Below are 22,760 nucleotides of genomic sequence, written 5' to 3' on the forward strand. Positions count from 1 at the left end.
TCACGGGGTCGCCGCACACGCGGCCGACATCGCCTCGAGTCGGCCCGTCCCCGAGGGGGTCGGGCCGACTCGAGAACGCGGTCAGCGCGTCAGGAGTCGCGAGGGGTCAATCGCGGCGGGGGTCGGCGTAGTCCGACCACTCGTCGTGATCGTCCTGAGCGACGTCATCGGAGGCATCGCCCCCGTGGAGCTCTCGCGCCAGCGCACCCAAGTCCGTCTCATGCGTCCGGTACTTGAGTTCGCGAGCGACCTTGGTCTGCTTGGCTTTTGCACGGCCGCGGCCCATAGGGTCCAGCCCCCTCGCACACTTGGCCGGGGCACTCAGGCTCCCGGGCTGTCTCTCGAATACTCGTGGCCCCAACGCTACCTGTTCGGTGGCTGTTCCCGCACACCCCTCCCCGGATTGGTGCGCGTGGTGTGCGTCGGGCGGCCACGAGGGGGGCAGTTTCAGGCGCGTGCGTCACCAGCCCGGGTGCTGACCCACCAGCTCGACGGCCCCGGGGCGGCCGGTGGCGTGGGAGACCCGACCGGCGGGCCAGGCGTGGATGCCGTAGCCGGCCAGCAGCGCGACGGCGGCGTCGACCTGGTCGGCGGGCAGCAGCGCGACCATGCCCACGCCGCAGTTGAGGGTCATCTCCAGGTCGGCCTGGGAGACGTCCCCGACGCGCCGCACCAGGTCGAAGACCGGGTCGGGGGTCCAGGTGCCGCGCTCGATGGTCGCGGAGAGCTCCTCGGGCATCACGCGCTCGAGGTTGGTCGCCAGGCCACCGCCGGTGACGTGGGACATCGCGTGCACGGTGGTGCTGCGCGCGAGGTCCAGACAGGCCTTGGCGTAGATGCGGGTCGGGGTCAGCAGGGTCCGGCCCAGCGGGCCGCCGAGCTCGTCGACGTGGCGGTCGAGGGCCCAGCCGGCGCCGGACTCCGAGAGCAGCACGTGGCGCACCAGCGAGTAGCCGTTGGAGTGCAGGCCCGAGGAGGCCATGGCCAGCACCACGTCGTCGGGGCGCACCCGCGCGGGACCGAGCAGGTCGTCGGCCTCCACCACGCCGGTGGTCGCGCCGGCGACGTCGTACTCGTCGGGGGCGAGCAGGCCGGGGTGCTCGGCGGTCTCGCCGCCCACCAGCGCGCAGCCGGCCTCGACGCACGCCTCGGCGATGCCCTTGACGATCGCGGCGATCCGCTCGGGCACGACCCGGCCGGTGGCGATGTAGTCGGTCATGAACAGCGGCTCGGCGCCGCAGACCACGAGGTCGTCGACGACCATGCCGACCAGGTCGTAGCCGATCGTGTCGTGGACGTCCATGGCCTGCGCGATGGCGACCTTGGTGCCCACCCCGTCGGTGGAGGTGGCCAGCAGCGGCCGCTTGTAGCGGGTGAGCGCACTGGCGTCGAAGAGCCCGGCGAAGCCACCCAGGCCGCCGATCATCTCGGGGCGCTTGGCCTTCTCGACCCAGACCTTCATCAGCTCGATGGCCTTGTCGGCCGCCTCGATGCTGACGCCGGCCTCGGCGTAGGCGTTGCCGGCGCTGGTGCTGTCGCTCACGGGACTCCTGTCGGGGATCAGGGGTTGTTGAGGACCGGGAGGGCCCGGCCCATCGTCGGCGAGCTCAACGTCGCCTCGAGCAGGTGCTTGCCGAGCAGTGACTCGTCGGGCAGCTCGACCGGGTACTCGCCGGTGAAGCAGGCGGTGCACAGCGCCGAGCGCTGCTGACCGGTCGACTCGATCATCCCCTCCAAGGAGATGTAGCCCAGGCTGTCGGCCCCCACGCTGGCGGCGATCTCGTCGACGTCGAGCCCGTTGGCGATCAGCTCGGCGCGGGTCGCGAAGTCGATGCCGTAGAAGCACGGCCACTTCACCGGCGGCGAGGAGATGCGTACGTGCACCTCGAGCGCCCCGGCCTCGCGGAGCATACGGATCTGCGCGCGCTGGGTGTTGCCGCGCACGATGGAGTCGTCGACCACGACGAGGCGCTTGCCGCGCACCATGTGCTCGAGCGCGTTGAGCTTGAGCCGCAGGCCGAGCTGGCGCAGGGTCTGGCTGGGCTGGATGAAGGTGCGGCCGACGTAGGCGTTCTTGACGAAGCCCTGGCCGAACGGGATGCCCGACTCCTCGGCGTACCCCGCGGCGGCCGGGGTGCCGGACTCGGGCACCGGCATCACCAGGTCGGCCTCGACCGGGAACTCCCGGGCCAGCTGACGACCCATCTCCACCCGGGCCTGGTGCACGCTGCGGGCGGCGATGGTGGCGTCGGGACGGGCGAGGTAGACGTACTCGAAGACGCAGCCCTTCGGCTCCGGCTCGGCGAAGTGGTGCGAGCGCAGGCCGTTCTCGTCGATGACCAGCATCTCGCCGGGCTCGACCTCCCGCACGACCGAGGCGCCGATGGTCTTCAGGGCGGCGTCCTCGGAGGCCACCACCCAGCCGCGGTCGAGGCGGCCGAGGACCAGCGGACGGATGCCCTGGGGGTCGCGGGCGGCGTAGAGGGTGTTCTCGTTCATCCACACGAAGCAGAAGGCGCCGCGCAGCATCGGCAGCACCTCCAGCGCTCGCTCCTCCAGCCCCATGTCGGGGTGGTGGGCCATGAGCGCGGTGACCAGGCTGGTGTCGTTGGTCGAGGTCTCGCCCGGGCGCTGGGCCAGGTCGAGCTCGCCCTCGGGGCCCGGCAGCGCGGCCACCGCCTCGCGCAGCTCGTGGGTGTTGATCAGGTTGCCGTTGTGGCCCAGCGCGATCGAGCCGTCCGGCGTGGGCCGGAAGGTCGGCTGGGCGTTGTGCCAGGTGCTGGCCCCGGTCGTGGAGTAGCGCGAGTGCCCGATCGCGAGATGGCCCTTGAGGGAGTCCAGCGTCGTCTCGTCGAAGACCTGCGAGACCAGGCCCATGTCCTTGTAGACCAGGATCTGACGCCCGTTGCTCACCGCGATCCCGGCCGACTCCTGACCCCGGTGCTGGAGTGCGTAGAGACCGAAGTAGGTCAGCTTGGCGACGTCCTCGCCGGGCGCCCAGACGCCGAAGACGCCACAGGCGTCCTGGGGTCCCTGGTCCTGGGGGTCCAGCGCGTCCGTCAGACGTCCGTCGCCGCCCCTGCGGGCACTGTGGCCACTGCTCTGGAAGGGCACGGGTGGGATTCTACGGGCCGTACGCCCCAGCCACCCACTCACGGGTCGGTCGGACCGGACCGGGTCGACCGGGGGGTGCGCGCCTGCCCGACCGGTCCGAACCGCGCCAAACCCCCTCCCGTATCGACATATTCTGCCTATCCTGCCGGAGCCGCCGCATCGCCCCCTTCCGGATCGGACCTCCGTCCGCGTGACAGAACCCGCCGTGCACAGCCCCGTGCCCCCTCCCCCGTCGGACGCACCACCGACGGGCACCTCGAGCACCCCCCTGTCGATCGCTGCACCGCCGTCGGACCGGACCCCCACCGCCGACCTGGTGCCCGACCTGTTCCGGCACGCCGACCTGCGCGCGACGCTGCGCTCGATCACCGACGGGGTGGCCAGCGCGGCCGGCTTCCGGCTCTCCGCGGTCAGCGTCTTCCGCAACAGCGACGAGCTGGAGTTCCTCGTCGTCAGCGGCGACGAGGACGCCCAGGCCGAGCTCGGTGGCGACGTCACCCCGCGCGAGATCGTGGACCAGTGGCTCGAGGAGTCCGAGCGATGGGGCGGACTGTGCTTCCTGCCGCACGAGAAGACGCTGCGCCTGGCCGACCACGTGTGGGTGGGCGAGGAGACCACGGTCGACCACCCGCACGCCTGGCAGCCCTACGACATGCTCTTCGCCCCGCTGCTGGACCGCGACGAGCAGCTGCAGGGGATCTTGTGGGTGGACCTGCCCCTCGACGGCCTGCGCCCGGGCCCGGACAAGCGGCGCAGCATCGAGATCTACGCCCGTCAGGCCAGCGAGGCGATCCTGGTCGCCATCGAGCGCAGCCGCCTGGCCGAGCAGGTGCGCCTCGCCGCCGCCGCGCGCCGCGTCGTACGCGATGCGACCGCGCAGCTGGACCTCGACCGTCTGCTCGAGGCCACCGTGGCGGCCGCGCGCGAGGGCTTCGGCGTCGACGACGCCCGCGTGCTGCTCGACAACGCCGAGGAGGTCGAGTCCCTCGACGAGCTGTCCGCCCTGGCCCGGTCCCTCGCACACGGCTGCTGGGCCCGGCAGCGCACGCTGGTGGTCTCCCCCCAGCGCACCGCGCCCGGCCTGCTCACCCCCGCCGAGCACGCCGCGCTGCTCGCGGGCCTGGAGGAGAAGGGCGACACCTCGCTCCTGCTGGTGCCCCTCGGGGCGGGCACCGAGTGCCTCGGCCGGATGCTGATGTTCCGCCACGACCGGGCCGACTGGTCCGACGAGGAGGCCGACGCGGCCCTCGACATGGGTCACGACCTGGGCCGCGCGGTCCTCAACGCACGCAGCTTCGCCCGGGAGCAGCACGCGGCCGCGTACACCCAGCAGCTGATCGCCACCATGGCCCACGAGCTGCAGAACCCGCTCGCGGCCGCCCGGGGCTACGCCTCGATCCTCGAGGACGTGCTCGACGAGCTCGGCGTCCAGGACGCGGACGCCCGCAGGAGCCTGCGGGGCCTGGAGCGGGCCAGCGGCCGCCTGGTCGACATCGTGACCGACCTGCTCGCGCTGGCCCGGGCGACCGAGGAGACCGACCCGACGCAGTGCCCGCCCGTGGACCTGGTCGGGCTCGTGGGCGACAGCGTGGAGATGGTCTCGGTGCAGGCCGCGCCGCGTGAGATCTCGGTGACCCTGGACGTCCCCGCCCACCCGCTGCCGGTGCGCGGTGAGCCCGGGGACCTGGAGCGGGTCGCCTCCAACCTGGTCGGCAACGCCGTGAAGTACTCCCCCGACGGTGCCGCCGTCCGGGTCACGCTCACCGAGGAGCCCGACGGTCCCGCGGGTCCCCACGTGGTGCTGGCGGTGGCCGACGACGGCATCGGCATCTCGGCCGCCGACCAGGAGCGCCTGTTCGAGGAGTTCTTCCGCAGCGAGGCGCCCGAGGCCGTCCAGCAGCCCGGCACCGGCCTGGGCCTGGCCATCGTCAAGCGGGTCGTCGACCGGCACCGCGGCACGATCACCGTCAGCTCGGCGCCGGGCGAGGGCAGCACCTTCACGGTGCGGCTCCCCCGCGCCGACGCCTGAGCAGCCGCCACCGGCCGCTCACATCCTGCGCGCGCCCTGCCGCACCGCCTCGCGGATGCGGGTGTAGGTGCCGCACCGGCAGATGTTGCGGATGCCGTCGAGGTCGGCCTCGGTGATGGTGCCGCCCTCGCGCTGCACCTTCCGCACCAGGGCGACCGCCGCCATGATCTGGCCCGGCTGGCAGTAGCCGCACTGCGGCACGTCCCGGTCGATCCAGGCCTCCTGCATCGGGTGCAGGTCGCCCTTCACGGTGTCCGCCAGGCCCTCGATGGTGGTGATCTCGTCGTCGGGCTCGAGGTCGCCCACCTTGACCGAGCACGGGTTGAACGCCTTGCCGTTGATGTGGGACGTGCACGCCTTGCACACGTTGATCCCGCAGCCGTACTTCGGGCCGGTGACGCCGAGCAGGTCCCGCAGGACCCACAGGACGCGCTCGTCGTTGGCGACCTTGACGGTCACCCGCTCGCCGTTGAGGACGAAGGTCTGCTTGGGCATCTGTCTTCTCCTCAGTAGGTGAACTTCAGGCCGTTGGTCGGCGACTTGGGCACAGGGGGGATGAAGGACTTGGGCTTGAACGAGATCGTGTCGTGGTTGATGGGGAACCGGGTCGGCACGCTGCCGGTCGCCCGGGCGTACGCGCAGGCCACCGCGGCCGCGGACGAGCCGACGGCCGCCTCGCCGGCACCACCGGGCTGGTCGACGTCGGGATCCATCACGATGACCTCCATCTCCGGAGGCACGTTCCACTGCCGGGTGTAGAAGTAGTTGTCCCAGCTGGCCTCCAGGAACCGACCGTCCTCGAGGTGGCAGCTGCTGGTCAGGGTCAGCGCGAGGCCGTCCATGAAGCCGCCCTGCATCTGGGCCTCGAGGCCGATCGGGTTGATGACCAGACCGGCGTCGACGGCGATGACCGCCTTGGTCACGCGCGGACCGGTGACCGCGTTGCGCACCTTGCGGTTGACCGTCCGCGGCCGGCAGTCGATCTCCACCAGCACGGCGGTGCAGCCCTTGTACTCCTTGTGCACGGCGATGCCCTGGGCGGTGCCCTTGGGCATCGACCGGCCCCAGTTCCCGCGCTTGGCCACCGCCTCGATCGCCGCGCGCACCCGGTCGTTGCGGCACAGCTCGAGCCTCAGCTCGAGGGGGTCCTTGCCCATCCGGCGAGCGATCTCGTCCATCGTCAGCTCCGCGGCCACGCAGACGTCGGGGCTGTAGATGTTGCGCATGCTGCCGGTGCTGAAGCGCTGGTCGGTCTCCATCAGCAGCTGGGTGATCGCCCCCAGGTTGTAGGGGAGCTCCTGGGTGAGGGTGAAGATCGTCTCCGCGAACCCGAGACCGCCGAGGTAGCGACCGACCTCGGTCGGCGCCTCGTCGATGGTGGAGGTGATGATCTCGCCGAGCCCATGGCTGAAGTCGGTGACGACGCTGGTGTGCCGCTGCTCGAAGGAGAGCACCTGACCGGCGAGCATCGTGGCCCGCACGCGCGAGGTGCACATCGGGTGCAGACGACCCTGCCGCGGCTCGTCGGCGCGGTGCCACATCAGCTTGACCGGCTTGCCCATCGCCTGGGAGATCTGCGCGGCCTCGATCGCGTGGTCGCTGAAGAGCTTGTGCCCGAAGGAGCCACCGCCGGTGACGACGTTGACCTTCACCTGGTCCTGGGTCATGCCCAGCTCCTGCGCGATGTTCTGCTGGGCCAGGATCGGCACCTTCAGGCCAGCCCAGATCTCGGCGCGGTCCTCGCGGACGTCGGCGATCGCGGCGTACGGCTCCAGGGCCGCACTGCTGCGGAACATGAACTCGAAGTCGAGGTCGACCTGCTCGGCCAGGATCGGCACCTGCGGGACCGCCATCGGCAGCTCGGCGGCGCGCAGCCCCGCGAGGATCGACTCGTCGTTCTCGCCCGCCAGGTCGCCGAGGTCCCACTCGACGTCCATCTTGCGGATGGCGTCGATGCACTGGCCGAAGGTCTTGGCCCGCACGGCGATGCCGGTGGGGATCTGCGCCACGTGGGTGACGCCCTTCATCTTCAGGATCTGCTTCTCGTTGCGCAGCCGGACCGGACGGCCGCGGTGCGTGGGCGGGCGGCAGACCATCGTGGGCTTGGCGCCCTTGACCTGCAGGTCGGTGGAGAAGTCCTTCTGCCCCGTGACCGCCGCCTTGGCGTCGGTGCGCTTGCGACCGGTGCCGATGACGCGGTACTCCTCGCGCGGGCGCAGCGTCACCCCCACCTGCTTGACCACCTGGCTGGCGGCGTCGGCCGCGAGCTCGCCGTAGGGGATGGCGTTGCCGGCGCCGTCGACGACGGCGCCGGAGATCGTGCTCAGCCGGTCGGCGTCGGTGCCCAGCCGCGCGGCTGCGGCCTCGAGCAGCTGCTGGCGGGCGATGGCCGCCGCGACCCGGATCGGGGTGAACGTCGAGACGGTCGTGTTGGAGCCGCCGGTGAGCTGGTTCATCAGCAGCTCGGGGCGCGCCGGCGCGAGGGTGACCTCGATCTTGCGCATCGGCAGGTCGAGCTCCTCGGCGAGGATCATCGCCGTCGAAGTGACGATGCCCTGACCGACCTCCATGCGCGGCAGCTCGAACGCGGCGGTGCCGTCCTCGCGGATGGTGACCGTGATCAGCTGGCTCGTGGCCAGCGCGGCGTCGGTCTGGAGGTCCTCGAGGTCGTAGATCTCCGGGATCTGCGGCAGCGAGGGGACGGCGCCGCGCGCGGGGACGCGCCCCAGCGTCAGGTCGGCGGCCGTGACGAGCGTGGCGCCGCCGAGGACGTACCCGACGAACCGTCGGCGGTCCAGGCCCGGCGGGCTGCTCGCGACCTCACCCGTCCCTCCCGGGCTGTCGACGTGGCCGGTCGTGCTGCGTGCGGTCGTGCTGGACTCGTGCATCCTTGCCCTTTCCCCATGCGGGCGGGGGCGGGTACCCCTGCCCGTGTCGCGAACCTAGGTCGAGGAGTGACCGTCGTCACTCCCCCGACCGGCATTCGGACAGGGTCGGCTTCCGGATTGGTCGAACCGGCGTATTGATACGCCGGCTCGGCGGGGACGGCGGGTCGAACCGGCGTATTGATACGCCGGCTCGGCGGGGACAGGAGTCCCCGGGGAGGGGTGGGCTACTCGGCGCCGAGCTTGGCGAGGAGGAGGGTCTCGGCGAGCACGACCCGCTCGAACTCCGCGAGGTGCAGGCCCTCGTTGGCGCCGTGGGCGCGGGTGTCGGGGTCCTCGACGCCGGTGACGAGCACGCTGGCCTGCGGGAAGGCGTCGAGGAACTCGGCGATGAACGGGATCGAGCCGCCGACGCCCATGTCGATCGGCTCGGTGCCGTCCCAGGCCTCGGTGAAGGCCGAGCGGGCGGCGTCGTACGCCGGACCGGTGGCATCGATCTGGGTCGCCTCGCCGGTGTCGACGACGGTGTGGGTGAGCGTGGCGCCCCACGGCGTGTGCGCCTCGAGGTGCTCGACGAGGCGGGCGACGGCGTTCTCGGCGGTGTCACCGGGGGCGATGCGCATCGAGATGCGGGCCCTGGCGGCCGGGACGAGGGTGTTGGAGGCGCCGGCGACCTTGGGGGCGTCGAGACCGGTGATCGAGAGGGCGGGCTTGGTCCACAGCCGCTCGACGGCCGAGCCGGAGCCGATCCAGTCGATGCCGGGGGCGGCGCCGGACTCGGCGCGCAGCCGGTCCTCGGGGTACTCCACGTCCGCGGCCGGGCCGGCGTGCAGGCCCTTGATCGCCACGTTGCCCTCGTCGTCGTGGAGGCTCGCGATCACCCGCGACAGCGCCATCAGCGAGTCCGGGACGAGCCCGCCCCACATGCCCGAGTGCACGGCGTGGGTCAGGGTGCGGACCTCGATGTCCATGCGGACCAGGCCGCGCAGGCTGGTGGTGAGGGCGGGGACGCCGATGTCCCAGTTGCCGGAGTCGGCGATGACGATGACGTCGGCGCGCAGCGACTCGTGGTGCTCGGCGAGCAGCGCCGGCAGCGTCTCCGAGCCGACCTCCTCCTCGCCCTCGATGAACATCACGACGTTGACGGGCAGGTCGTCGCCGAAGACGCGGACCGCGCCCAGGTGGGCGGCGATGCCGGCCTTGTCGTCGGCCGCACCACGGGCGTAGAGACGGTCGCCGCGCTCGGTGGGCTCGAAGGGCGGGGAGTCCCAGTCGGCGTGGTCGTTCTCGGGCTGGACGTCGTGGTGGGCGTAGAGCAGCACGGTCGGGGCACCCGCCGGCCCCGCCTTGTGGGCGATGACGGCCGGGGCACCGCCGTCGGCGCTGACGATCTCGGAGGTGAAGCCCTCGGCGTCGAAGAGCGCCTTCACGGCCTCGGCGCTGCGCTGAACCTCGCCCGCCCGCTCCGGGTCGGCGCTGACCGACTCGATGCGCACGAGGTCCTCGAGGTCGGACCGGATGCCGGGCAGGACGGACTGGACGCGGGCGCGGAGGTCGTCACTCATGCCGAGCACGGTAGTCGGCGGGCGGACCTACAGCAGTGGCAGGTGGGGCGTCAGGTCGGTCCGCTCCCCGGACGCGCTGACCCGGCCCTCGGCCACGGCGTCGGCCCAGGCCAGCTCACCGGCTGCCAGGGCGATCATCGTGCGCGCGTCGGTCTCCACCACCGCCGGCGGGGTGCCCCGGGTGTGGCGCACGCCGGGGATGCACTGCACGGCGGCGTACGGCGGGACGCGCACCTCCACCGAGTGCCCGGGCGCCCGCTGCTCCAGCACCGCCAGCACATGCTTGACGACCAGCTTGAGGTCGACGCGCTCGTCGCCACCGGCCCGGAGCCGGTCGAGGGCGTCGGCGAGCTCGGCGGGGTCGGCGAGGCGGAGGCGGGCGGGCACCTGGAGAGGGTACGGCGGACACGAGGCGCGCGCAGGGGCACGACCCGGTCGGTCAGAGCGCCTCGAGGATCGTCAACGTGGTCGCCCAGGCGTCCGAGGCGGGGTCGATGACCGTGAAGTGGTCGCCCTCGACCTCCACCAGGCGTGCAGTACCGCCGGCGGCCGTGGCGGCCTCCACGTAGGAGCGGGACTGGCTGATCGGCACGATGTCGTCGCCGGTCGCGTGGACGCACCACACGGGCACGGGCAGCGGCACCTGCTGGGCCGGGTCGATGCCGGCGTGCTCGCTCGTGGGCACGCCGCCGACGATGCCGGTGACCGTGCCGGGGCCGCCCAGCCCGGCGGTGTACGCGCCGCGCAGGTCCAGGACGCCGGCCTGCGACACGACGTGGGTCAGCAGGCCCTGCCCGCCGGCCCAGGTGGCGAGGTGGCCGCCCGCGGAGTGGCCGACACCGACGACAGGGACGGTGCTCGGGTCGACCCCGAGCACGAGCTCGTCGAGCTCCTCGATCGCGGCCCGCACGTCCTCGAAGGTCTCCGGGTTGCCACCGCCACCACCCGCGCCGTTCCCGACGCGGCGGTACTCGATCGCCCAGGTCGCCCAGCCCTGCTCGACCAGGCTCGGCACCAGCGGACGGGCGTACTCGATGCCGTAGGCGGTCTTCCAGAACCCGCCGTGCACCACCACCGCCACCCCGCGCGGGACGCCCGCGGGCAGGGTGAGCTCGCCGAACTGGCTGGGGTCGCTGCCGTAGTCGTGACGCCGTGGCTCGCGCACTCCCTCGGGCATGGGTGGCACCTCCTCGGGGCCGACGCCCCCACGGACCAGCACGGTCAGGCCGACAGCGGCCGCTCCCAGGGCCGGGAGCGTGAGGAGGGTACGACGCGGCATCCGGGGCACGCGGGTGGTTCGGTCCCATGGGGCGGGTCGGATGGGTCCAGGCGTCCCGTCGCCGGGGTCAGGACCAGTCGCCGGATCGGCCACGCTTCACCTCGCCACGACGCTTCTTGGCATCGAGGCGACGACGCTGTGAGCCGCGGGTGGGCTTCGTGGGTCGCCGCTTCGCAGGCGGCGGGCCGGCCGCGCGGCGGACGAGCGTCGCGAGGCGCTCCCGCGCGGCGCGGCGGTTGGCCAGCTGGGTGCGGTGCTCGGAGGCGGCCACGGTGATCACCCCGTCGACCAGTCGGCCGGCCAGCTGGTCGAGCACCCGGCGGCGTACGTGGTCGGGGAGGGCGGAGCCCGCGACGTCCCACACCAGCTCGACGCGGGAGTCGGCGGTGTTGACGCCCTGCCCGCCCGGCCCCGAGGACCGGCTGAACCGCTCGCTGAGCTCGGACCCCGGGATCACCAGGGTCCGGGTCACGGGCAGGTCGTCGGGCACCGGTCCATCATCGGGAGCCCGGAGCCGGTTTCACCACCCGGGTGGTGAAACCGGCGCTTGTCGACCGGAACTTCATGAGACAAGCGGCAGTTTCACCACTCGGGTGGTGAAACTGCCGGCCCTCAGCCCAGCGCAGCGGGGAGGGTGGCCATCCAGGCCGAGCGGACCTCGAGGAGCGGCAGGTCGAAGAGCCCCTGCAGGTCCACCGAGTCACCGCCGGTGGTGCCGAGCTCGGTGACGGGTACGCCGTGGCGCGCGGCGAGGTCGGTCAGCCGGGCGGTGTCGCCGGCCGGCACGGTGACGAGCACGCGCCCGGTGGACTCGGAGAAGAGCGCGACGAACGGGTCCTCGTGGACCCCGGCGAGCGACACCGAGGCGCCGGTCATCGACGGCAGCGAGGCCTCGAGCAGCGCCTGGGCGAGGCCGCCGTCGGACAGGTCGTGGGCGGAGGTCACGAGGCCGACGGCCTCGTGGAGCAGCGCGGCGAGGGCCTTCTCCCCCTGGAGCGAGAGCGCCGGCGGGCGGCCGCCGAGGTGGCCGTGGACGACGTGCGCCCACTCCGAACCGGAGAGCTCCTCGCGGGTCTCGCCGAGCAGCAGCACGGTCTCGCCGACCGTGGACCACGACGACGGGGTGCGCCGGGTGACGTCCTCGATGACGCCGAGGACGGCGACGACCGGGGTCGGCAGGATCGCGGTCTCGCCGGTCTGGTTGTAGAGGCTGACGTTGCCGCCGGTGACGGGCACGCCGAGCTCGAGGCAGGCGTCCTTGAGGCCACGGCAGGCCTCGGCGAACTGCCACATCACCGACGGGTCCTCCGGCGAGCCGAAGTTGAGGCAGTCGGAGACGGCCAGCGGGGTCGCCCCGCCGGTCGCGACGTTGCGGTAGGACTCGGCGAGGGCGAGCTGGGCCCCGGCGTACGGGTCGAGCTTGGCGTAGCGGCCGTTGCAGTCGGTGGAGACCGAGACACCGAGGTTGGTCTGCTCGTCGATCCGGATCATCCCGGAGTCGGCCGGCTGGGAGAGCACGGTGTTGCCGCGGACGTAGCGGTCGTACTGGTCGGTGATCCAGGACTTGTCGCACAGGTTCGGCGAGGCGACCAGGCGCAGCACGGTCTCCCGCAGCTCCGCGGCGTCGGCCGGGCGCGGCAGCGCCTCCGCGGCGTCGGCCTGGAGGGCGTCCTGCCAGTCGGGGCGGGCGAAGGGGCGCTGGTACGTCGGGCCGTCGTGGGCCACCGAGCGCGGCGGGACGTCGACGACCCGCTCGCCGTGCCAGTCGATCTCGAGGCGACCGGTGTCGGTGACCTCGCCGACGACGACGGCCTCGACGTCCCACTTGGCGCAGATGGCCATGAACGCCGCGACGTCGTCGGGCTCGACGACGGCCATCATCCGCTCCTGGCTCTCGCTCATGAGGATCTCCTCGGGAGCCAGCGTGGAGTCGCGCAGCGGCACCCGGTCGAGCTCGACGTGCATGCCGCCGTCACCGGCCGAGGCCAGCTCGGAGGTCGCGCAGGACAGCCCGGCGCCGCCGAGGTCCTGGATGCCGGCGACCAGGCCGGCGGCGAAGATCTCGAGCGTGCACTCGATGAGGAGCTTCTCCATGAACGGGTCGCCGACCTGCACCGAGGGCCGCTTGGCGGGGCCGTCGGCGTCGAAGGTCTCCGAGGCCAGCACGGAGACGCCCCCGATGCCGTCGCCGCCGGTGCGGGCGCCGTAGAGGATGACCTGGTTGCCCACGCCGGAGGCCTTGGCCAGGTGGAGGTCCTCGTGCTTGAGCACGCCGACGCACAGGGCGTTGACCAGCGGGTTGCCGAGGTAGGTGGAGTCGAAGACGGCCTCGCCGCCGATGTTGGGCAGGCCCAGGCAGTTGCCGTAGCCGCCGACGCCGGCCACGATCCCGGGCAGCACGCGGTGGGTGTCGGGGGCGTCGAGCGGGCCGAAGCGCAGCGGGTCCATCACGGCGACCGGGCGCGCGCCCATCGCGAGGATGTCGCGGACGATGCCGCCGATGCCGGTCGCGGCGCCCTGGTAGGGCTCGACGTACGACGGGTGGTTGTGCGACTCGACCTTGAAGGTCACCGCGTAGCCCTGCCCGACGTCGATGACGCCGGCGTTCTCGCCGATGCCGGCGAGCATCTTGCCGACCGGGGTCTCCTGGGGCAGCTCGCCGAACTGCTTGAGGTGCACCTTGGAGGACTTGTAGGAGCAGTGCTCGCTCCACATCACCGAGTACATCGCCAGCTCCGAGGAGGTGGGACGGCGCCCGAGGATCTCGCGGATCCTGGCGTACTCGTCGGCCTTCAGGCCGAGATCGGCCCAGGGCTGCTCGCGGTTCGGGTCCTCGGCGGCGACGGCGACGGTGTCCAGCACGGGAGAAATCTACCGACCCCCGTCCGCCGCCGGTCAGCCGCGCCCCTCAACCGGCGCCCTCGGCGGCCGATCGGACCGGCCGTCCAGACCGAAACCCCTGCTGACCTGCGAGAACTACATGTCTGTAGTTCGCGGCGAAGCCTGTTACTCGTGTGACTGATGTGGTTATCGTGCTGTGGTCGCTCCGCCAGGGACGACGACTTCCCCCCGCTTCGACTCCGTGCCGCTGGAGCTCCACCATGACCCGACCGGGCCTCGTCCGCACCCGCACCTCCTCGCGCCGCGCCCTCCTGCGGCGCGCCGGCAGCGCCGCCGCCTCCGGGCTGCTCGCGCTGACCGTGCTCGGCGCCGCCCCGTCCGGCACCGCGGCGTACGCCGCCGAGGTCGGTGCTCGTCGCTCCCCCATCGTCGACGGGGGCGTGGTGGTCACGCCGGGCAACTTCACCGGCTACGGCTTCGACCAGTGCCTGGCGCCGGACAGCAAGGCGATGCGCACCTGGTGGAACAACTCACCGTTCTCCGCGGTCGGCATCTACATCTCCGGGAAGTCTCGCGCCTGCCGCAACCAGCCCAACCTCAGCAAGGAGTGGGTGCTCCAGCAGGCCACCCTCGGCTGGCGGCTGCTGCCGATCACCCTGGGCCCGCAGGCCTCCTGCCAGCCGCGCTTCCCGCGCTACTCCGACGACGTGCGGATCAACCCCAAGCCGGGGAGGAAGAAGGACTACCACAAGGCGCTGAAGATGGGCCGCGCCGAGGCGGAGACGACCGTCGCCGATGCCCTCGCGCTCGGCATCGCCGAGGGCAGCACGCTGTGGTACGACCTCGAGGGGTTCGACGCCTCCAACACCGACTGCCGTGAGTCGGCCCTGTCCTTCCTCTCCGGCTGGACCCAGAAGCTGCACCGCCTCGGCTACGTCTCCGGCGTCTACTCCAGCGCCAGCTCCGGCATCGCCGCCCTCGACGACGCCCGGGTCCAGCGCCCGGACCGCTACGTGCTGCCCGACGCCATCTGGATCGCCCGCTGGGACGGGAGGGCCAACACCGACACCACCTACATCCGCGACGACGGGTGGCGCCCCGGCGGCCGGATGAAGCAGTACCGCGGCGGCCACGACGAGACCTGGGGCGGCGTCCGCATCAACATCGACAGCAACTTCCTCGACCTCGGTCGCGGCACCACCGCCCGCGCCGAGAAGGACAAGTGCGGCGGCACGCGCATCAGCTGGCAGGACTACCCGCTGCTGCGCCCCCCGCGGACGAAGAAGAACGGCCAGGAGGTCGTGCCCGACCCGGCCCTGGTCACCACGCTGCAGTGCCTGCTGCGGGAGCGGAAGTACTTCGACGGCGACCTCACCGGCGACTACGGCAGCCGCACCCTCAAGGCCACCCGCGCCTGGCAGGCCGACCGCGGCTTCGACGAGCAGGACCTCTGGTCGCGCCAGCACTGGATGTCGCTGCTGGCCGCCGGCTCCAAGCCGATCCTGAAGTACGGCTCTTCCGGAGACGCCGTACGCCGCCTGCAGCGCACCCTCAACGCCGCCTCGCCCAAGGCGACCCTGGTGGTCACCGGCGTCTACGGCCCCGGCGTCGAGCCGGCCGTGAAGGACTGGCAGGACCGGGTGGGCATGGAGCCCTCCGGGGTCGTGAACAAGCGGGTCTGGCGCAAGCTGCTCAAGGGCGTCCGTAGCTGACGCAGGAGCTGAGGCCGAGCGGGCGCAACCTTCCGTCAGGACGCGCCGGTTCGACCCGTCGCCTGTGCCCGGCCACGGGGAGGGGCGCCGACGCGGGGACGCGGACGGGCGGGCTCACCCCCGGCGGAGGGTGGATGGGCCTGGCCCCCCTGGAGCGACGAAGGAGCGGAAGGGGTGGTTCCCCTCCGCCGGGGGTGGGCCCGACCGGGAGCGGCACCGCCTCGGCGGCCCTCCCCCTGAGGGTCTCGAGGCCCGGCCGGGGCCGGCCTCGCACCTCGACCAGCGACCAGGCGGCGGCTCAGGAGGTCGGCGGGCCGACGAGGAGAGCCAGACCGGTGAGGGCGGCGACGGCGACCAGGCCGGCGGCCAGGCCCTGGGTCGGGGAGCGGACCAGCCAGGCGACCACGCGCTCGAGCGGGCCGGTGGGGTCGGTCGTGCGGAGTCGCCAGGCGTCGGCCAGCGGGTGGCGCCGCTCGACCCACCGGTCGAAGGGCACGGTCGCGAAGGGGGGTACGGCGCAGGCCAGCGCGGCCAGGGTCCGACCCGGCCGCCAGCGCTGGTCGACCGCGACGACGAGCGTGACCACGCCGTACGCGACGAACACGACGCCGTGCAGCATGCCGAACACGCTCACCCCGAGCTCGGTGGTCTCGGTGACGTACTTGAGGAACATGCCGGTGAGCAGCAGCGCCCAGGTGATGGCCTCGGCGACCGCCACGCGGCCGAACAGCAGTGCAGGGCTCATGGTGGAGGTGCGGCTCAGGCGAAGGCGGACTCGACGAGGCTGGTGAAGAAGCCCAGCCCGTCGGTGCCGGAGCCGGTGAGCTCCTCCACGGAGTGCTCGGGGTGCGGCATCAGGCCCACCACGTTGCCGCGCTCGTTGGTGACGCCGGCGATGTCGCGGGCCGAGCCGTTGGGGTTGAGGTCGAGGTAGCGGGCGAGCACCTGGCCCTCGCCCTCGAGCCGGTCGAGGGTGGGCTCGTCGGCGACGTACCCGCCCTCGCCGTTCTTGAGGACGACGGTGATCTCCTGACCCTCGGCGTAGGCGGAGGTCCAGGCGGTGCGGTTGTTCTCGATGCGCAGGCGCTGGTCGCGGCAGACGAACTTGCGGTGGTCGTTGCGGATCAGCGCGCCGGGCAGCAGGTGGGACTCGCAGAGGATCTGGAAGCCGTTGCAGATGCCGAGGACGGGCATGCCCTTCTTCGCAGCCTCGATCACCTCGGTCATGACCGGGGAGAAGCGGGAGATGGCGCCGCAGCGCAGGTAGTCGCCGTAGGAGAACCCGCCGGGCAGGACGACCGCGTCGACACCCCTCAGGTCGTGGTCGCCGTGCCACAGGGCGACGGCCTCCTGGCCACCGATACCGACCGCGCGCGCGGCGTCGACGTCGTCCAGGGAGCCCGGGAAGGTGACGACGCCGATCTTCACGCGGGGCTCCCGGCGGCGGGCGTGACGTCGTCCTCGACGTGGACCGCGAAGTTCTCGATCACGGGGTTGGACAGCAGGGTCTCGGCCATCTTCTCGACCTCGGCGAGGACCTCGGCGGTCACCTCGCCGGCGATCTCGAGCTCGAAGCGCTTGCCCTGGCGGACGTCGGTCACGCCGGAGAAGCCGAGGCGGGGCAGTGCGCCGAGCACGGCCTTGCCCTGGGGGTCGAGGATCTCGGGCTTGGGCATCACGTCGACGACGACACGGGCCACGGGGCAGCTCCTGGCTCAGAGTGGTGACAGCAAGGGGTGGACAACCGGGGGCGAGTCTATCGGGGCCCGCGGACGCTCCGACGGGCGATACCCTCGCGCGATGAGGCGCCCCCGAGCCGCGGCCGTCGTGCCGCTCCTGCTCGTGCTCGGCGCTGCCGTCACCCTCGGGGCCGCGCTCGGCCCCGCCCCCGCCGGGGCGGACGAGGTCGCACCGCCCCAGGAGATCGTGACCGGCCACGTGCTGCGCCCGCTCCCGCTGGCCGGACGGCACGTCGTCGTGGACCCCGGCCACCAGCTCGGCAACGCCCGCTTCCCCGCCGAGACCGCGCGGCTGGTCGAGGCCGGCGGGTTCCGCAAGGCCTGCAACACCAGCGGCACCGCCACCGACGCCGGCTACCCCGAGGCGACCTTCACCTGGGAGGTCTCCCGCCGTCTCGCCGAGCGGCTGCGTCGGGCCGGTGCCACCGTGACGCTGACCCGCGACGGTGACTCCGCCGACCGCTGGGGGCCCTGCGTGGACGAGCGGGGCACCGCCGGCAACGCCGAGGGGGCCGACCTCAAGGTCTCGGTGCACGGCGACGGGTCGTACGCCGCAGGTGCCCACGGCTTCCACGTCATCGCCGGCGACGAGGCGTCGCTGCGGGTGGCCGAGGTGGTGCGCGGCGCGCTCGAGGACGCCGGGTTCGCCCGGGCCACCTACGTCGCCGGCGGGGACGGGCTCGACCTGCGCACCGACCTGGCCACGCTCAACCTCTCCGCGATGCCCGCGGTGCTGGTCGAGCTGGGCAACATGCGCGACGCCGGCGACGCCGCGGTGATGACCAGCCCCGCGGGGCAGGAGCGGTTCGCGAGTGCGCTGGCCTCCGGCGTACGACGCTGGCTGCGGTGAGCCCGCACCCCCCGGCCGCCTCCGGCCGGACGGGTGGGGGTGGCTGCGGCACACTGGAGACATGAGCCAGCAGCGCCCGGACCTCGCCTCTCCCCTGAGCCTGGAGTTCCCGCAGTCCCTGGCGGTCTACGACGACTACGCGCAGGCGCAACGCACCGTGGACTTCCTCAGCGACGAGGAGTTCCCCGTCGAGCAGCTGATGATCGTCGGCACCGACCTCAAGCGGGTCGAGAAGATCACCGGCCGGCTGACCACGGGCCGCGTGGCGCTGAGCGGGGCGGCGTCGGGCGCGTGGTTCGGGCTGTTCGTGGGGCTGATCTTCGTGCTGCTCACCGACGAGTCCGCCCTGGCCGCCCTGCTGCCGCCGCTGCTGATCGGCGCGCTGTTCGGGTTGGTGTTCGCACTCATGGGGTACGCCGCCACGCGCGGCAAGCGCGACTTCTCCTCCGTCACCCAGGTCGTCGCCACCCGCTACGAGGTGCTGGTCGAGCACAAGTCGGCCGCCCGTGCACGCGAGCTGCTCGCCGGTCTGCCCGGGGCACTGCCGAACCCCTTCGCGTGACGGGGACGCGCCAGCGGACCCGTCGATGGTGGTCGAGCGAGCGGCACGGCTGAGCTTGAGAAGCCGTGACCCGCGTGTCGAGACCCGGTGAGGGCAGACGACCTCTCCCGACGCTCAGCGCCGGCTCGGCCGCAGCACCACGATGAACAGCGCGACGCCCAGGCCCGCGAGGAGCGGGCCGAAGGCGACGTCGGGCGAGCCGTACCACCACAGGCCGCCGCCCACGGTCATGAGGGCGGCGACCATCAGGAGGAGCAGCCTCACGTGAGCTCGCGCTTGAGGATCTTGCCGGTGGCGGTCATGGGGAGGTTCTCGACGACCTCGACCAGGCGCGGGTACTTGTAGTTGGCCATCTGCTCCTTGCCCCACGCGACGAGCTCCTCGGCGGTCGTGGTGGCGCCCGGGTTGAGGATGACGTACGCCTTGACCTCCTCGCCGTGCGACTCGTGCGGGACGCCGATGACCGCGGCCAGCGAGACGTCCTCGTGGGTCAGGAGGACCTCCTCGATCTCGCGGGGGTACACGTTGTAGCCGCCGCGGATGATCATGTCCTTGGAGCGGTCGACGATGTAGTAGAAGCCGTCGCCGTCCTTGCGGCCCAGGTCACCGGAGCGGAACCAGCCCTCGGCGTTGAGGACCTCCTCGGTCGCCTCGGGGCGGCCGTAGTAGCCCTTCATGATGTTGTGGCCCTTGATGGCGATCTCGCCGACGGCGGTCTTGCCGTCCTCCTCGAGGTCCTCGGGCACCCGCTCCCAGGAGTCGGCCTGCAGCAGACACATCTCGACGCCGGGGATCGGGGTGCCGATCGAGCCCACGCGCGGCGGCTCGCCGTACGGGCTGAAGGAGGCGACCGGGGAGGTCTCGGAGAGGCCGTAGCCCTCCAGGATCGTGACGCCGAACTTCTTCTCGAAGTCCTTGTGCACCTCCACCGGCAGGGCCGACCCACCGGCGGCGGCGACGCGGAGGTTCTTGGCGAGCGTCTCCACGTCGACCTCGGGGGTCAGGGCACCCAGGAGGCCCCAGTACATCGTCGGGACGCCGGCGAAGAAGGTGACCTGCTCCTTGAGCATCAGGCCCAGGGCGGGCTCGGCCTCGAAGCGGGGCAGCATGACGACGGTGCCGCCGTAGGCGAAGCCGCCGTTCTGGATCACGGTCTGGCCGAAGGAGTGGAACAGCGGGAGCACGCAGAGGTAGGTGTCGGGGTTCGCGGCGTCGGCACCGAAGAGAGCCTCGCCGGACAGCGCGTTGTCGCGCATGTTGCGGTGCCGCAGCTCGGCGCCCTTGGGCTGACCGGTGGTGCCGGAGGTGTAGAGGATGACCGCGGTGTCGTCCTCGTCGGTCTGGACCGTGTCGAACGTCGGCGCCTGCGAGCCGATCGCCTGGAAGAGCGTGGTCGTGCCCTCGATCGGCGACGCGGCGGCCGGGTCGGCGGTGATCATGAAGAAGTGCTCGCAGCCCGGGGTCTCGGAGAATCCCTGGTGACCGGCCTCGCCGATCGGCAGCTCCGGGGTGCCCTGGAAGCAGAACAGCGCCTTCGCCTCGGAGTCGGCGAGGTGGTAGGCCACCTCGCGGCCCTTGAGCAGCACGTTGAGCGGCACGACGGCCGCGCCGGCCTTGAGGATGCCGTAGTAGACGATCGAGAAGTAGGGCAGGTTCGGGCAGCTGAGCGCGACCTTGTCGCCGTGGCCGATGCCGCGCTCGGCGAGTGCGCCGGCGACCTGGTTGGCCAGGGTGTTCACGGTCGCGTAGTTCAGGCGCGTGTCGCCGAAGACGATGGCGTCGCGCTCGGGGTACGTCGCGGCGCTGGTCTCGAGCAGGCTCGCGAGGTTGTAGCTGGTCACTGGTGGCCTCCGTCACGTCGGGTTCGGCGCCAACCTACCGACCGGTCACGAACCCGAGCAGTGCTGCGGTCCAAAGATCGCCGCTCAGGTGGTGCGTGAGCCCAGGATGGCCGCCGCGCGGCGCAGGTCGGCGCGCACCGGCAGCACCGAGGCGTACGACGCCAGCAGCCCGATCGCGCGGACCGGACCCGGCCCGGTGATGCGGAACCGGAAGTGCACGTCGCACCCGGCCCCGGTCGGGGCGAAGGTCAGGTCGAGCGCCGCCGTGACCCGCTTCCAGGTGCCGTCCTCGGACCACTGATGCGGACGGTCGTAGGAGGTCGTGCGCATCGCCGGGCGCAGCCCGGGCGTGGTCACGTCGGTCCAGGTCTGGCCGACCCCGACCTCCCCGGTGACGTCCTCGACCGCGGCCAGGCTGGACTGCCACTGCGGGCGGTTGGCCGGCTCGACGAGGTAGTCGAAGGCCACCTCGGCCGGCACCGGGAACGGCACGGTCCCCCCGACGGTGCGCATCGTCGTACTCCTCAGAACCGCTGACCGGTGAGGCGCTCGTAGGCCTCGATGTAGCGGGACCGGGTGCGCTCGACGACCTCGGCCGGCAGCGCGGGCGGCGCCTCGCCGGACGCCTTGTCCCAGCCGGACTCGGGCGAGAGCGCCCAGTTGCGCACGATCTGCTTGTCGTAGGAGGGCTGGGTGCGGCCGGGCTCGTAGTCGTCGGCCGGCCAGAAGCGGCTGGAGTCGGGGGTGAGGACCTCGTCGCCCAGCACGGTCGCGCCGTCCGCCCTCCGCCCGAACTCCAGCTTGGTGTCGGCCAGCAGGATCCCGCGCTCGCGGGCCAGCGACTCGGCGCGGGCGTAGACCTGCAGCGTCAGGTCGCGCAGCCTGGCGGCGTCGTCGGCGCCGATGGTGGCGACGACCGCGTCGTAGGAGACGTTCTCGTCGTGGTCGCCGAGCTCGGCCTTCGTGGCGGGCGTGAAGATCGGCTGCTCGAGGCGGCTGCCGTCCACGAGGCCCTCGGGCAGCGGTACGCCGCAGACCTCGCCGGTGGCGCGGTAGTCGATGAGGCCGGAGCCGGTGAGGTAGCCGCGGGCGACGCACTCGACGGGGAACATGTCGAGCTTCTCGCAGATCACCGCGCGGCCGCGCACGGCCTCGGGGACGTCGGTGGACACGACGTGGTGCGGGACGAGGTCGGCGAGCTGCTCGAACCACCACAGCGACATCCGGGTCAGGATCTCGCCCTTGTCGGGGATGGCCGTGTCGAGCACGAAGTCGAAGATCGACAGCCGGTCGCTGGCCACCATGAGGAAGCGGCCGGCGTGCTCGCCCTCGGTGACCTCGTAGAGGTCACGCACCTTGCCGGAGTGGACGTGCCGGGTGCCGGCGATCGCGGGAGCGGGCGGGATGTTGAGGTCGGCCACGGGCCCAGCCTAGGGGTCGGGACAGGTGGTCGAGCAGCGAGGAGCGCCACTGCCGAGCGGGCCACCCCCGGTGGTCGAGCAGCGAGGAGCGCCAGCGACGAGCGGCGTCGAGACCACCCGAGACCACTCAGCCGCGGGCGCGGCGCCAGGGCGGCGGCTGCCCCTGCAGGAACCACTCCATCCGTCGCGTGATCCACGGCAGCGCGAAGTAGGTCATCGTCGGCGTCATCACCGCGATGACCAGGAAGACCCGCAGCAGCAGCGTCAGGTCGTTGACACCGGCCTGGCCGGCCAGCCAGTTGACCAGCACCGACAGCGGGTAGAACACCAGGAAGATCGTCACGGCCTGCTTCCAGCGCGGCGGCGCCTTGGGCCCGACGCGCAGGTCGCGGATGTCGCGGGAGTGCGGCTCGTCGAACCAGCCCTCGATGCCGGTACGCCGCTCCACCCGGCTCTCCACGACGCCCAGCCCGGCAGCGGAGTCACGCCACCACTGGCGCTGCGGGGAGTCCTCCCACGCCTTCAGCGACTCGGCGTCGGCGAACCGGTAGAGCATGTGCCACGTCTCGGAGTCCGCCTCCGGCCGGACCCAGCCGGCGCCGAGGAACCCCGGGAAGCGCTGGGCCAGCGACGTACCCGCCTGGAGCCAGCTGGTCATCTCGATCTCGCGACCGGGGTCGAGGTGCCGGGTGATGCTCACGGTGACGGGGGTGGACATGCCTCCTATGGTCGCGGCCCTGCTCCCGGTCCGCCACGTCGGCGCTCCTCCACAGCCTCCCCGAGTGGCCACCACCACGCCCCAGCGCGCCGAACCGGCGTATCAATGCGCCGGCTCGACCCACCCCGCACGCCGAACCGGCGTATCAATACGCCGGCTCGACCCACCCCGCACGCCGAACCGGCGTATCAATACGCCGGCTCG

General features: G+C 72.3%; 22 protein-coding genes. 4 read left to right on the forward strand and 18 right to left on the reverse strand.

Translation table 11 applies throughout. The features are described 5' to 3' along the window. Positions 1–106: 106 nt before the first annotated feature. The 3 genes from BKA05_RS16140 to purF all read right to left on the reverse strand — a co-directional run bounded on the left by BKA05_RS16140 (position 107) and on the right by purF (position 3,114). A complete protein-coding gene (locus tag BKA05_RS16140; RefSeq protein ID WP_179532341.1) occupies positions 107–286 on the reverse strand; it encodes a DUF3073 domain-containing protein in 180 nt (59 codons plus the stop codon). Positions 287–460: 174 nt separating this feature from the next. Further along, complete coding sequence (purM, locus tag BKA05_RS16145) at positions 461–1,543, reverse strand: phosphoribosylformylglycinamidine cyclo-ligase (protein WP_179532342.1); 1,083 nt, start codon at positions 1,541–1,543, stop codon at positions 461–463. A gap of 17 nt (positions 1,544–1,560) precedes the next feature. After that, positions 1,561–3,114 (reverse strand): amidophosphoribosyltransferase, encoded by a 1,554-nt coding sequence (gene purF / locus BKA05_RS16150; RefSeq protein ID WP_179532343.1) that lies wholly within the window; start codon positions 3,112–3,114, stop codon positions 1,561–1,563. Positions 3,115–3,430: 316 nt separating this feature from the next. Between purF and BKA05_RS16155 the strand changes: the two genes are divergently transcribed. After that, complete coding sequence (locus BKA05_RS16155; protein WP_179532344.1) at positions 3,431–5,143, forward strand: ATP-binding protein; 1,713 nt, start codon at positions 3,431–3,433, stop codon at positions 5,141–5,143. Positions 5,144–5,161: 18 nt separating this feature from the next. Here the strand turns inward: BKA05_RS16155 and BKA05_RS16160 are convergent, their stop codons facing one another. The 7 genes from BKA05_RS16160 to purL all read right to left on the reverse strand — a co-directional run bounded on the left by BKA05_RS16160 (position 5,162) and on the right by purL (position 13,734). After that, positions 5,162–5,638, reverse strand: coding sequence for a (2Fe-2S)-binding protein (locus tag BKA05_RS16160; protein WP_179532345.1), 477 nt, complete (start codon positions 5,636–5,638; stop codon positions 5,162–5,164). 11 nt (positions 5,639–5,649) lie between these two features. After that, positions 5,650–8,031: a molybdopterin cofactor-binding domain-containing protein gene (locus BKA05_RS16165; protein ID WP_179532346.1), complete on the reverse strand. Its 2,382-nt coding sequence runs from the start codon at positions 8,029–8,031 to the stop codon at positions 5,650–5,652. A 224-nt stretch (positions 8,032–8,255) separates the two neighbouring features. Beyond that, a complete protein-coding gene (locus tag BKA05_RS16170; protein ID WP_179532347.1) occupies positions 8,256–9,593 on the reverse strand; it encodes a dipeptidase in 1,338 nt (445 codons plus the stop codon). A 27-nt stretch (positions 9,594–9,620) separates the two neighbouring features. Further along, the gene (locus BKA05_RS16175; protein WP_179532348.1) at positions 9,621–9,980 is read right to left on the reverse strand and encodes a sterol carrier family protein; all 360 of its coding nucleotides are present in this window, start codon (positions 9,978–9,980) and stop codon (positions 9,621–9,623) included. Positions 9,981–10,032: 52 nt separating this feature from the next. Further along, a complete protein-coding gene (locus BKA05_RS16180; RefSeq protein WP_179532349.1) occupies positions 10,033–10,872 on the reverse strand; it encodes an alpha/beta hydrolase family protein in 840 nt (279 codons plus the stop codon). 67 nt (positions 10,873–10,939) lie between these two features. Beyond that, a complete protein-coding gene (arfB, locus tag BKA05_RS16185; protein ID WP_179532350.1) occupies positions 10,940–11,362 on the reverse strand; it encodes an alternative ribosome rescue aminoacyl-tRNA hydrolase ArfB in 423 nt (140 codons plus the stop codon). A 122-nt stretch (positions 11,363–11,484) separates the two neighbouring features. Continuing rightward, entirely contained in the window at positions 11,485–13,734 is a 2,250-nt protein-coding gene (purL, locus tag BKA05_RS16190; RefSeq protein ID WP_179532351.1) for a phosphoribosylformylglycinamidine synthase subunit PurL, read from the reverse strand. Positions 13,735–13,973: 239 nt separating this feature from the next. Between purL and BKA05_RS16195 the strand changes: the two genes are divergently transcribed. Next, positions 13,974–15,425, forward strand: coding sequence for a glycoside hydrolase domain-containing protein (locus BKA05_RS16195; RefSeq protein ID WP_179532352.1), 1,452 nt, complete (start codon positions 13,974–13,976; stop codon positions 15,423–15,425). Positions 15,426–15,723: 298 nt separating this feature from the next. Here BKA05_RS16195 and BKA05_RS16200 read toward each other — a convergent pair whose 3' ends face one another. From BKA05_RS16200 to purS, 3 genes are read right to left on the reverse strand one after another with little or no spacing between them, the layout of a single operon-like run. Beyond that, positions 15,724–16,170, reverse strand: coding sequence for a DUF3817 domain-containing protein (locus BKA05_RS16200; RefSeq protein ID WP_179532353.1), 447 nt, complete (start codon positions 16,168–16,170; stop codon positions 15,724–15,726). A gap of 14 nt (positions 16,171–16,184) precedes the next feature. Next, positions 16,185–16,853, reverse strand: a complete 669-nt coding sequence (purQ, locus tag BKA05_RS16205; RefSeq protein WP_179532354.1) for a phosphoribosylformylglycinamidine synthase subunit PurQ — start codon at positions 16,851–16,853, stop codon at positions 16,185–16,187. Then, positions 16,850–17,125, reverse strand: a complete 276-nt coding sequence (gene purS, locus BKA05_RS16210; protein ID WP_179532355.1) for a phosphoribosylformylglycinamidine synthase subunit PurS — start codon at positions 17,123–17,125, stop codon at positions 16,850–16,852. Before purS ends, purQ begins: the two co-directional genes overlap by 4 nt. A gap of 100 nt (positions 17,126–17,225) precedes the next feature. Here purS and BKA05_RS16215 point away from each other — a divergent pair, with 100 nt between their 5' ends. Both BKA05_RS16215 and BKA05_RS16220 read left to right on the forward strand, forming a co-directional pair. Beyond that, positions 17,226–18,014, forward strand: coding sequence for an N-acetylmuramoyl-L-alanine amidase family protein (locus tag BKA05_RS16215; RefSeq protein ID WP_179532356.1), 789 nt, complete (start codon positions 17,226–17,228; stop codon positions 18,012–18,014). 61 nt (positions 18,015–18,075) lie between these two features. Further along, positions 18,076–18,576, forward strand: a complete 501-nt coding sequence (locus tag BKA05_RS16220; protein ID WP_179532357.1) for a YflT domain-containing protein — start codon at positions 18,076–18,078, stop codon at positions 18,574–18,576. 114 nt (positions 18,577–18,690) lie between these two features. On the opposite strand, the gene BKA05_RS16225 is transcribed toward BKA05_RS16220, so the two are convergent. The 5 genes from BKA05_RS16225 to BKA05_RS16245 form a co-directional block, all read right to left on the reverse strand. Continuing rightward, on the reverse strand, positions 18,691–18,840 hold the full coding sequence (locus BKA05_RS16225) for a hypothetical protein (protein ID WP_179532358.1): 150 nt from the start codon (positions 18,838–18,840) through the stop codon (positions 18,691–18,693). After that, entirely contained in the window at positions 18,837–20,417 is a 1,581-nt protein-coding gene (locus tag BKA05_RS16230) for an AMP-binding protein (RefSeq protein WP_179532359.1), read from the reverse strand. Before BKA05_RS16230 ends, BKA05_RS16225 begins: the two co-directional genes overlap by 4 nt. A gap of 84 nt (positions 20,418–20,501) precedes the next feature. Further along, on the reverse strand, positions 20,502–20,930 hold the full coding sequence (locus tag BKA05_RS16235) for an SRPBCC family protein (RefSeq protein ID WP_179532360.1): 429 nt from the start codon (positions 20,928–20,930) through the stop codon (positions 20,502–20,504). 11 nt (positions 20,931–20,941) lie between these two features. Continuing rightward, positions 20,942–21,838 carry a phosphoribosylaminoimidazolesuccinocarboxamide synthase gene (locus tag BKA05_RS16240; RefSeq protein ID WP_179532361.1) on the reverse strand — a complete coding sequence of 299 codons (897 nt, stop codon included), beginning with the start codon at positions 21,836–21,838 and terminating at the stop codon, positions 20,942–20,944. Between the two features lie 127 nt (positions 21,839–21,965). Continuing rightward, positions 21,966–22,556, reverse strand: a complete 591-nt coding sequence (locus BKA05_RS16245; RefSeq protein ID WP_179532362.1) for an antibiotic biosynthesis monooxygenase — start codon at positions 22,554–22,556, stop codon at positions 21,966–21,968. Between the last annotated feature and the right edge of the window lie 204 nt (positions 22,557–22,760).

The sequence above is a fragment of the Nocardioides marinus genome (assembly GCF_013408145.1).
In the GTDB taxonomy this organism is placed as follows: domain Bacteria; phylum Actinomycetota; class Actinomycetes; order Propionibacteriales; family Nocardioidaceae; genus Nocardioides; species Nocardioides marinus.

Bases quoted from the DNA above. Each gene is read 5' to 3' on its own strand.
- BKA05_RS16215 (WP_179532356.1), top strand. From the start codon at position 17,226: ATGAGGCGCCCCCGAGCCGCGGCCGTCGTGCCGCTCCTGCTCGTGCTC.
- BKA05_RS16245 (WP_179532362.1), bottom strand. From the start codon at position 22,556: ATGTCCACCCCCGTCACCGTGAGCATCACCCGGCACCTCGACCCCGGT.
- BKA05_RS16140 (WP_179532341.1), bottom strand. From the start codon at position 286: ATGGGCCGCGGCCGTGCAAAAGCCAAGCAGACCAAGGTCGCTCGCGAA.
- BKA05_RS16165 (WP_179532346.1), bottom strand. From the start codon at position 8,031: ATGCACGAGTCCAGCACGACCGCACGCAGCACGACCGGCCACGTCGAC.
- BKA05_RS16160 (WP_179532345.1), bottom strand. From the start codon at position 5,638: ATGCCCAAGCAGACCTTCGTCCTCAACGGCGAGCGGGTGACCGTCAAG.
- BKA05_RS16195 (WP_179532352.1), top strand. From the start codon at position 13,974: ATGACCCGACCGGGCCTCGTCCGCACCCGCACCTCCTCGCGCCGCGCC.
- BKA05_RS16170 (WP_179532347.1), bottom strand. From the start codon at position 9,593: ATGAGTGACGACCTCCGCGCCCGCGTCCAGTCCGTCCTGCCCGGCATC.
- BKA05_RS16200 (WP_179532353.1), bottom strand. From the start codon at position 16,170: ATGAGCCCTGCACTGCTGTTCGGCCGCGTGGCGGTCGCCGAGGCCATC.
- BKA05_RS16220 (WP_179532357.1), top strand. From the start codon at position 18,076: ATGAGCCAGCAGCGCCCGGACCTCGCCTCTCCCCTGAGCCTGGAGTTC.
- BKA05_RS16235 (WP_179532360.1), bottom strand. From the start codon at position 20,930: ATGCGCACCGTCGGGGGGACCGTGCCGTTCCCGGTGCCGGCCGAGGTG.
- BKA05_RS16180 (WP_179532349.1), bottom strand. From the start codon at position 10,872: ATGCCGCGTCGTACCCTCCTCACGCTCCCGGCCCTGGGAGCGGCCGCT.